Raw genomic sequence first — 9,330 nt, 5'->3', positions numbered from 1 at the left:
ACGCGACGTACTTCGCCGGACGCGTGCAGGGCGTGGAGGCGGGCGGGGCGGCGGGCCCAGCCCACCTCCACGCCCTGCACGCGTCCGGCGAAGTACGTCGCGTCGAGCCGGGCGTGGACGGCCTTGAGGTCGAAGCAGCGGCCGCGCGTGCGCAGGGGAGCGCCGGGCCTGCGTTCCCGGCGCACCTGGCCGTGGTGGGCGTGGCTGAAGGCCTCCAGCACCTCCCGGGCGGCGGTGTCGCCGGCCACGTAGAGGGCCAGGGCGCGCACCACGGGGTCCGGTGCGTCCAGGAAGAGGTGGTGCAGGCGCAGGCGCACGCCGTCGGCGAGGCGGCGAAAGCTCACCAGGGTGGCGCGGTTGTCGGTGAGGCGCAGGTGGACGGGCAGGCCCAGGAGGGCGGACACCCGCCGGGCGAGGTCCGCGGCCCGGGGCAGCGCGTCCTCGCGGGAGGGCAGCCGCGAGCGCGCCGGGTCCCGCCCGGGCGCCGGGGCGTTGAACATCGCCAGTTGTCCGGGCGGCGGACGCATGCAGGGAAGGTAAGCCCTGCCCCCGCCCGCTGGCCAGGAGGATGCGGACCGCCGTGTCCAGCGTCCTACGTGGCACGTGGGCTGATCGGCCGTCACGCCTTCGGGAGCGTCTGGTACCGGCCCGCGAGCGACGCGAGCACGGCGAGCAGCTCCCCGGGCTCCACGGGCTTGGGCACGTGGCTCTGGAAGCCGGCGCGCAGCACGCGGGTGCGGTCCTCCGAGCGGGCGTACGCGGTGATGGCCACCGCCGGGACGCGGCCTCCCCGTTCGTCGGGCAGCGCGCGCACCTGCTCGATGAAGCCATAGCCATCCGTCCCCGGCATTCCGATGTCGGAGACGAGCACGTCCGGGCGCTCCGCCTGGAGCACCTGGAGCCCCTCCGCCGCGGAGCCCGCCGTCGCCACGTGGGCGCCGCTGTCCTCCAGGAGCGTGCGCAACAGCTCGCGCGCGTCCTCCTCGTCGTCCACCACGAGCACCCGCACCCCGCCCAGCTCCGGAAGGGGCGTGGGCACCCGGCCGGGCACCGGAGGCCGTGGCGACGGCGGCATGGCCGGGTCGCGCCGCTGGGTGACGGACAGGGGCAGCCGCACGGTGAAGGTGGCGCCCCGGCCCTCGCCCTCGCTGGCGGCGGAGACGGTGCCGCCGTGCATCTCCACGATGTGGCGCACGATGGACAACCCCAGCCCCAAGCCCCCCGTCTTGCGCGTGGTGCCGCTGTCGGCCTGGCGGAAGCGCTCGAAGACGTGGGGGAGGAAGGCCGCGGAGATGCCCTGGCCGGTGTCCTCCACGGTGAGCTCCACCGAGGAGTCCCGCCGCGCCACCACCAGCCGCACGTAGCCGCCCCTGGGCGTGAACTTCACCGCGTTGGACAGCAGGTTCCACACCACCTGCTGGAGCCGGTGCGTGTCGCCCATGACGCTGCTGGAGGTGTCCACCGTGGCCTGCACCTGGATGCCGCGCGCGTCCGCCGCGGGCCGCACGGACTCCAGCGCCTGCTGCACCACCGTGGACAGGTCCACCGGCGCCACGTCCAGCTTGAGCTTGCCGGACACGATGCGGCTGACGTCGAGCAGGTCCTCGATGAGCTGTCCCTGCGCGCGCGCGTTGCGCTCCATGGTCTCCAGCGCGCGCTCGCGGCGGGACTCGGGCAGGTGGCCGGTGCGCAGGAGCTGCACCCAGCCCAGGATGGCCGTAAGCGGCGTGCGCAGCTCATGGCTGACGGTGGCGAGGAACTCGTCCTTGAGCTGGTTGGCCTCCTCCGCCTCCTTGCGCGCGGCGCTCTCGCGGGAGAGCAGGGCCTCGCGCTCCATCTCCGCCTTCTTGCGGTCGCTGATGTCGATGACGCTGCCGATGTAGCCCAGGAACTGCCCCTCCGTGTCGAAGCGGGGCGAGCCGGTGTCCACGGCCCAGCGGTACTGGCCGTCCGCGCCGCGCAGCCGGTAGTCCAGCCGGAAGGGCCGTCGGTCGAGGCTGGAGTCCACGAAGGTCCGCCGCGTGCGCTCCAGGTCATCCGGGTGGATGGCGTCGAGCCAGCCGAAGCCCAGCCCCGTGGCCTCCGTCTGGCCGGTGAAGGCATACCAGCCCCGGTTCATGTAGGTCGTGGAGCCCTGCATGTCCGTCACCCAGAGCATGACGGGGGCATGGTCCGCCATGTTGCGGAAGCGGGCCTCGCTCTCGCGCACCGCTTCCAGCAGGCGTTCGCGCTCGTGGGCGACGGCCTTCTGTTCGGTGATGTCGCGCGCGGCGGCGTAGATGAGGCCCAGCTCGGGCACGGGGCGCGAGGCCCACGCGAGCCACCGGTAGTGGCCGTCGCGGGCGCGGAAGCGGTTCTCGAAGCGCAGGGTGGGGATTCCCCGGGACAGCTTGGTCATCTCCGCGCGGGTGGACTCCTGGTCGTCGGGGTGGACGAACTCCATGAGGGGGCGCTCGTAGAGCTCCAGCTCGCTCCACCCGAGCACGTGGACGAAGTACGTGTTCACGCGCTTGAAGTACCCGTCCATGCCCGCGACGCTGAACATGTCCGGGGACAGCTGGAAGAAGCGTTCGCGCTCCTCGGCCTCCGCGTGGTGGCGCTCGGCGCTGTCGAGCGCGAAGGGGACCGCGGCCAGGGCCAGCGCCTCGTCGATGGAGGTGCCGAGCACGCGCAGCTGCGACAGCGGCACGTCGAGGTCCGCGAGCTCGGCCCGCGCCAGGATGCAGTCGTGCAGGAGGGCGTATTCGCGCGCGACCAGGGTCACATCGGCGCCCAGGCGCAGGCGCTGACGGCCATGGGCTCCGGCGGCCTCGCTGTGTTGGAGCGGTGCGCTGTGGGGCTCCTCCTCCGCGTGCACGAGCGCGGCGTGCAGCTCATCGAGGAAGGCGGGCAGGGCGTCGATGATCTGCTCGCGTGACAGGCGCAGGGTCTTGAAGAGGGGAGCCACCCGTGCGACCCAATCCGCCATGAGCGCTTCGCGGTCGGTGTCCAGCAACTCCGCCAGGGATGAGGGAGACCTGCCCTTCATGGGCGCGCGCCCCTCCTGAGCAGGGCCCCGCTCCTGTGAATCCGACGAAGACATGAATGCCTTTAGAGGTGAGGCGGCCCGGCGCGCATGGGCAGGGGCGGAAAGCCCGGCGCTTCCCTCCTTGCCTGTTCGCTTGTCAGGGACACGGCTTCAGCGCACGGCCACGATACGGCCCTGGGCATCGACGCAGTAGACGGCGCCGCCATCCAGGATCTCCGCATCCAGACCACAGCGCGACAGGTCCGGGATGAAGGAGATGAAGAACAGTCCGTCCTCGGAGCGGAGCACGCGCGTCTCGTAGGTGTCGCGACGCGACAGGCACTCCGCGATGCGCGGGTCGCGAGCATTGGTCTGGACCTTCCGGCCCGGCGGCAGGAAGTCGTTCAGGGCCAGGCTCAGGGCCTCCAGCATGGGACCCGGAAGATGGGTGGCGTTGTCGAAGGACTCCGGGAAGCGCACCCGGGCGGCTTCTTCTTCGGACGCACGCGGAGCCACGGGGAGCTTGTGGTAGCCGAGCAGACCGCACCCACTCAGTCCAAGACCCAGGAGCCCGAGTCCGAGCGTGCGGAACCCATGCAGCGTCATGGCAGCCAGTCCTTTCCCTCGAAAGCCTTGAACGCGCCCCAGTGTCCTTCGGCCTTCCCGATGGGAATCCAATGGCCTGCTCTCAGCGCGGACACGACGCGGGTCGCGTAGTTGTAGCTGTAGGCGCTGCAGTGCCCCAGCTTGTCCTTGTGGAAGATGTACAGCTCACGCTCCCAGATGCGCCCTGTTTCCTGTTCGAGGAACCGGGACGTGCCCAGGGGAGACCAGCCCGCGGGCCTCAACGCGCCCATGTCCCGCTCGGAAGGGAGCGGATTGTGGGGATGGTTGTGGGCCGGGCCCAGCAGCACGACACGCCGGTGTTCCAGGTCCTGGAGCTTTCGGGGAACCAGGCAGTACTTGCGGCCGTCCGGGCCGTCTCCGCCGATGTCGGAGAGGAAGCTGAGGAAATAGCCCTGCTCCTGTTCGGAGTAGTAGTGCAGCGCGCAGTACTCCTTGCCCCTGCTGCCGTGAGTCGCGTCCGCGCCAGGTTGGGCGGTCATCAACTCACATGCGGCGGATGCCAGCTCCTCGGTGGTCTTGAAGGGACCCGCCAGCGGTCCCTCGACCTGGAGCGAGCCGTCTTCCAGTTCCTGCACCCGGACGGCGGGGTTGGGCGTCGTGCAGCCCCAGAGCTGGAGCAGGCTGCACAGCCAGAGGAGGTGGAGCCGCATCACAGCCCCAGATACGTGAGCAGCGCGCCCAGGTCCGCGTCGGACAGGGCCTCCGTGCTGTAGGGCGGCATGTTGCCTCCCACGCCGAAGAACTGCCCGTGCCGCACCTTCTCGATGACGACCTGCGCGTGCGGGATGCCCGGGAAGAGCCGGTCGTAGTCCTGCGTCACCTCGGGCAGCAGCGACGCCAGCTCCGTCAGCCGTCCCTCTCCCGTGTGCGTCGCGCCGTGGCAGCTCTGGCACGCCGCCCGGTACACCGCTTCTCCTCGCGCGACGTCCCCCCGGGGCACGTCCTGGATGTCCTTCACCACCGTGAACGGCAGCGCGGGCGCCTGCGCGTCCGGACTGATCCGCGACAGGTACTCATACAGCGCGCGGGAGCGCGGATCCTCCGCCTCCAGCTTCGTCACCCCGCGCATGAAGTTCACGTAGCAGAAGTTCACCGCGTCCAGCAGGTGCGTCTCGTAGCCGCCCCACCAGCCAGGCCGCGCCGCCACGTTGTAGAGCGAGTGGCCGGAGTCCATGCGCCCCGCCGGCGCCTCCGGCGTCGTCACGTGGCACGTCGCGCACGAGAAGCGGTTGAACGAGCTCTCCGACAGCCGCGCGTCCTGGAACAACTCCTCCCCGAAGTCCGCCGCGGCCCGGGGCTCCGCTTCTCCGCCGCACCCGGCCAGCACGCCCACGAGCAGCGCCGCCACACCCCCACGCAGGCCCCTCATGGCTGCCCCCGCAGCAGGCTCACCGAGTCCGGGAAGATGCCCATCTCCACCGTGGACACCACCGTGCCCTCCGCCAGGTCCACCACGTGCAGCGTGCCCGGGCCGATGTGGTCCCCCTCGCAGACCGCCAGCCCGTGGCGCTCGTCCGGCGTCAGCATGAGCTGGTGCACGTTGAGACAGCCCGCCTGCGACAGCGGCACCGTGCGCAGCACCGTGGACGTCGCCGCGTCGATGACCGCCACCGCGTCCTCCTGCTGATAGGGCAGGTACAGCGTGCGCCCATCCTTCGTGAACGCGCCGAACATGGGCGCGCCGCGCAGGTACACCGTGCGCTCCGGGTTCATCGTGCGCGTCCCGGGCTCCAGCACCTGCACCTGCTTGCTCGCCAGCGAGCTGACCCACACGTCTCCCGTCGTGGGCGACACCGTCAGCGCGTACGGCTGATGGCGCGGGTTCGTCGCCGTGCCGGAGCCCGACGCCACCTTCACGCGCGTCACCGGCATGCCCTGCGCCGCCAGGTCCACCACCGCGACCTCGTCCGACCAGCAGGCCACGTACGCCGTGCGCTCGTCCGCGGACAGGCGCACCGCGTGCGGCGCGGGACACACCTTCACCCGCGCCTTCACCGTCATCGTCTCCGCGTCGAGGATGACCAGGCGCGCGACCATGTCCTCCTCCGTCCCGCCCTGCCGCGCCACGTCCGCGATGCGCAAGAGGTCGAAGTGCGTCTGGTACAGCGTGCGCCCATCCGCGCTGACGATGACGTCCCCGGGGTTGCGGTCCACGCGCGCGGACGCCACCAGCCGGTTGTCCTTCGCGCTCAGCTTCAGGCAGTAGCCGTCCGCCGTGCCCGTGCCGTGCGCGCCGTGCGGACCGGAGCCGCCACCGGGCACGTAGTTGGAGATGCCCACGTAATAGAAGTCCCCGGCGGGCGACACCGCCGTGTGGTGCGGCCCCTCCAGCTCCACCGGGTTGAGCCCTACCGGCACGCGCGCCAGCTCGCCCCAGCCCGGCGTGCCCAGCCCGTCCATCTCCAGCAGGCTCACGGAGTCATCCAGGCTGTTCGTCACGAGCAGCCGCCCGGAAGGCCCCGGAGCCGGCACCGTCGAGCCTCCCCGCGTCCACGGAGTCGCATCCGCGTACGTCAGCGTGGGCACCTCCAGCGTGCCCTCCGCCTTCAGCGCGCCGTCGTTGCACGCCGCCAGCGCCAGCGCGCAGAGCCAGACTCCGAGCCTCGCGCGGCGCCTCACTTGACGAGCCCCACCGTGAAGGGCACCGCCGTCTCCAGCGTGTAGGGCCCCTCCGTGATGCGGTTCTGCACCAGGTACGCGCTCTCCACCTGCACCGACAGCGCCTTGCCCGCCGCGTCCTTGAGCGTCCGCCAGGAGCCGTCATCCAGCTGCCACTGCAACTCGGACGTCAACACCTGCGCGATGGGACACTCGCGCCCCTGCACGGAGACCTTCACCCAGTACAGGTCGCCCGTGTACGGCGGCAGGTGGGCCTCCGCGGTGGGCAGCACCCAATTGCCCAGCCACGCGAGGACGGAGCGCTTCGACTCGCGCGGGTGGCCCTCCAGCGAGGGCACCGTGCGGCCGGGCCGCTCCCGCGACGCGCGCAGCGGGGACGTCCACTGCCACAGCGGCGCGGCCTGGTCCGCGAGGTACACCTGCCCGGACTCGGGCGACACGAGCGTCACCGCGCGCGAGCTGTCCTGGGGCTGGTTCCGGGCATCCACCAGCGTGCGCCACGCCTCGTCCGTGGCGGCGCCCGCGTACAGCGGCTCGTCGCAGGCCGTGGCTTCGGTGTCGTCGTCGCCGTTGCATGCGCTCAGGGTGAGCAGCGCGACGGCGGCGATGCTCCACGGCAGGGACGTCTTCATCGGCTTCATGGGCATGGGTCCTCGCGCCGCCGGCCGCGACGCAACAGGGGAAGGAGGAACAGGGGAAGCAGCGTGCCCGCGGGCGCGGCGGCGCAGCCGGAAGGCTTCGGCTTCGGGTCGGCGGGCGTGCCCGCGTCTTCAGTGGGCTGCGTCCCGGCATCCGGCACGCCCGCGTCCGGCACGCCGTCCGGATAGAGCGGTGCGCCAATCGTCTCCGCGACCTGCGGCCAGCGCGACGGGCACAGCTCCCGCACGGGCGTGCCCGCCGGGCACTGATGGCTGCCTTGAATCTGCTCCAGGCTGAAGAGGGGCTCCCAGGTGGTGCCCTCGTCGCTGCTGCGCGCCAGCGACCAGTCATGGAGCCACGGCGAGCCGCAGCCGTAGAGGACGTCCCCCACGCGCGTCACGCACGCGTTGCCCGTGGGCAGCTCCAGCTTGGAGAAGGCGCCGCCCTGCTGGCTGCGGAAGAAGGAGTTGTACGTGGACACCCACGCGGTGCCGCCGTCGGCGGAGAGGTCCATGTTGACGAAGACGTCGTCGATGCCCGCGCCCGAGCGCGCGATGAAGGTGCGGCCGCCGTCCGTGCTGTGGAGGATGTGCGTGGAGCCCTGCGCGGACACGCGCGCCCAGACGCCGTGCGCCTCCGTCGGGTCCGTGGCCGTCACCACGAAGTCGAACGGGCGCACCAGGTCCGGGAACGTCTGCGGCAGCTCCTCCCACGTCTCGCCCGCGTCGTCGCTGCGGAACAGGTACATGTGCGCCGTGTCCGACGCGGACACGTAGAGCGTGCGCGGATCCGCGGTGGACACGCGCACGGAGGAGAAGAGGACGCCCGCGCGCTGGAGCGGCAGGGGCCGCCACGTCTCCCCGCCGTCCTCCGAACGGAACACCCCGTTCGTCGCCGACGTGGAGCGGCCCGTGGCCACGTACAGCACCGCGTCATCCGTGGGGTGCACGGCGAGCCCCGTCACCCAGGTGTCCTTGAACGCCGGGTGCGACGACCACGAACACGCGCCGTCCTTGGATGACAACAGCGCGTTGCCGGTGGCCGCCAGCAGCGTTCCCGACTCGCGCCAGACGAAGGACTCCGGGCGCCAGCCGCCATACCCCATGGCATCCGGACACACCCAGCGCCACGTCCTCCCACTGTCGCGCGAGATGACCGCGCCGAACGTGGCGCCGACGAAGTAGTCCTCGGGGTGGCCCTTGCGCAGCGTGACGTTGGACGTCTCCGGCAGGCCCGCGTGCGCCCAGGCCGCACCGGACCCCAGGAGGCCGGCCACCGCCGCCCCCCTCCAAACCCCCGTGATTCGTGGCATTCGCATCTGGCGCTCCGGGGCAGGCCTCATCGCCCCCCCACGATAACGCCAGCCCCGCGCCTGGATAGCGGTGCGGAGGGCCTGCTCAGCCGCGGAGCAACCGCCCGCTCACGGCTCCCGTCACGGTTCCCGTTCCGGCTCGGAGCCCGGACGGTCCAGGAGGGTGAGGGTGGCGACCCCCACGTTCGCCGTGAGGCCTGACGGCTGGACGCAGGCCGCCAGCGTGGTGAGGGTGGGCACGGCGGTGACCAGGCGCACCCCGTGGCCCGTGTGGCGCCCGGAGCCGATGGTCCCCTCAAACGTGAAGACCTGCATGGCGCCATCCGCGCGTGCCTCCACGGGGTCCAAACGCACGGAGGACCTCTCCCCGTTGGACCACGTCACCGTAGCGATAGAGGCCCCTGCCGTGTTGCCGATGCACGTCGCGCGCTTCAGGTGCAGGGGCTCCAGCCCCACGGCCGTCATCACCACGCCGTCGTTGACGGGGCAGCCGTTGAACTGGAGCGACTCGCGCTGCACGGTGTCCCGGGGCGTGGTGAGCAGCAGGCCGGGACGGTAGGCCTGCTGGAGCGCCCCCGAGCACACCACCACCGGCGCCTCCCCCAGCGTCCGCGCCGCGTCCTCCATGGACGCCGGCAGCTCCGACGCGAGCAGCAGCAGGCAGCCCGCTCGCGCGGCGGAGGCCCATGCGCGGTGGAGGTGGGACGACTCCAGGACCTTGAGGGAACGGAAGGGGGTGGGGCGTGCCGTCATGGGGGAAGACACCTTGGGTAGGAGTCCTGGGGAAGGGAGACCGGAAGATGGGGAATCCCTCTCATTCATGACAGCCACCCTGAAGCGCAGGGGTGTTGCGGCCCCCAACCTCTCAGGTTCCGCGCAAACAATCCGAGCGGTGGACAGTGCGTCCAATGCCTGCCCCATCTACCCGTGATGACTGGCTTTCCCTGTTTCAGGATGCTACGGAATCAAGGTCCCGGACCCAGGCGTGGCATCCATTGTCCGCCAGGGGGTCCGGGGGGAACGACAAGGCCGTGACTCCAGACGATTCGAAGGCGGGCGACGTGGCCGTGGGCCCTGGCTCCAGCGTCACGCGCGGGGTGTGGGCGCGGGTGCTGAAGGGCGCGGT

8 protein-coding genes and 1 pseudogene are annotated in these 9,330 nt (G+C 71.5%); all 9 read right to left on the bottom strand.

What is annotated here, in order from left to right:
* A pseudogene (locus D7W79_RS33255) lies at positions 1 to 527 on the bottom strand (hypothetical protein); the annotation flags it as partial.
* Positions 528 to 619: 92 nt separating this feature from the next.
* Positions 620 to 3,028 (bottom strand): hybrid sensor histidine kinase/response regulator, encoded by a 2,409-nt coding sequence (locus D7W79_RS33250; RefSeq protein ID WP_158617111.1) that lies wholly within the window; start codon positions 3,026 to 3,028, stop codon positions 620 to 622.
* 150 nt (positions 3,029 to 3,178) lie between these two features.
* Positions 3,179 to 3,613, bottom strand: coding sequence for a hypothetical protein (locus D7W79_RS33245; protein WP_120529375.1), 435 nt, complete (start codon positions 3,611 to 3,613; stop codon positions 3,179 to 3,181).
* A complete protein-coding gene (locus D7W79_RS33240; protein ID WP_120529374.1) occupies positions 3,610 to 4,284 on the bottom strand; it encodes a hypothetical protein in 675 nt (224 codons plus the stop codon). The genes D7W79_RS33245 and D7W79_RS33240 overlap by 4 nt, the downstream gene beginning before the upstream one ends.
* Positions 4,284 to 5,003 carry a c-type cytochrome gene (locus D7W79_RS33235; protein ID WP_120529373.1) on the bottom strand — a complete coding sequence of 240 codons (720 nt, stop codon included), beginning with the start codon at positions 5,001 to 5,003 and terminating at the stop codon, positions 4,284 to 4,286. The genes D7W79_RS33240 and D7W79_RS33235 overlap by 1 nt, the downstream gene beginning before the upstream one ends.
* Complete coding sequence (locus D7W79_RS33230) at positions 5,000 to 6,253, bottom strand: YncE family protein (protein WP_120529372.1); 1,254 nt, start codon at positions 6,251 to 6,253, stop codon at positions 5,000 to 5,002. The genes D7W79_RS33235 and D7W79_RS33230 overlap by 4 nt, the downstream gene beginning before the upstream one ends.
* Entirely contained in the window at positions 6,250 to 6,894 is a 645-nt protein-coding gene (locus tag D7W79_RS33225; RefSeq protein ID WP_120529371.1) for a hypothetical protein, read from the bottom strand. Before D7W79_RS33225 ends, D7W79_RS33230 begins: the two co-directional genes overlap by 4 nt.
* The gene (locus D7W79_RS33220) at positions 6,891 to 8,168 is read right to left on the bottom strand and encodes a WD40/YVTN/BNR-like repeat-containing protein (RefSeq protein ID WP_338078833.1); all 1,278 of its coding nucleotides are present in this window, start codon (positions 8,166 to 8,168) and stop codon (positions 6,891 to 6,893) included. The genes D7W79_RS33225 and D7W79_RS33220 overlap by 4 nt, the downstream gene beginning before the upstream one ends.
* Before the next feature lie 156 nt (positions 8,169 to 8,324).
* Positions 8,325 to 8,957, bottom strand: a complete 633-nt coding sequence (locus D7W79_RS33215; RefSeq protein WP_120529369.1) for a hypothetical protein — start codon at positions 8,955 to 8,957, stop codon at positions 8,325 to 8,327.
* Positions 8,958 to 9,330: the final 373 nt, after the last annotated feature.

Origin of the sequence: Corallococcus exercitus (assembly GCF_003611585.1) — a bacterium.
In the GTDB taxonomy this organism is placed as follows: domain Bacteria; phylum Myxococcota; class Myxococcia; order Myxococcales; family Myxococcaceae; genus Corallococcus; species Corallococcus exercitus.
The sequence above is the reverse complement of the archived record's forward strand: the minus strand, read 5'-3'. Positions and strand labels throughout refer to the sequence as shown.

Bases quoted from the DNA above. Each gene is read 5' to 3' on its own strand.
- D7W79_RS33235 (WP_120529373.1), bottom strand. From the start codon at position 5,003: ATGAGGGGCCTGCGTGGGGGTGTGGCGGCGCTGCTCGTGGGCGTGCTG.
- D7W79_RS33215 (WP_120529369.1), bottom strand. From the start codon at position 8,957: ATGACGGCACGCCCCACCCCCTTCCGTTCCCTCAAGGTCCTGGAGTCG.
- D7W79_RS33240 (WP_120529374.1), bottom strand. From the start codon at position 4,284: ATGCGGCTCCACCTCCTCTGGCTGTGCAGCCTGCTCCAGCTCTGGGGC.
- D7W79_RS33245 (WP_120529375.1), bottom strand. From the start codon at position 3,613: ATGACGCTGCATGGGTTCCGCACGCTCGGACTCGGGCTCCTGGGTCTT.
- D7W79_RS33225 (WP_120529371.1), bottom strand. From the start codon at position 6,894: ATGAAGCCGATGAAGACGTCCCTGCCGTGGAGCATCGCCGCCGTCGCG.
- D7W79_RS33250 (WP_158617111.1), bottom strand. From the start codon at position 3,028: ATGAAGGGCAGGTCTCCCTCATCCCTGGCGGAGTTGCTGGACACCGAC.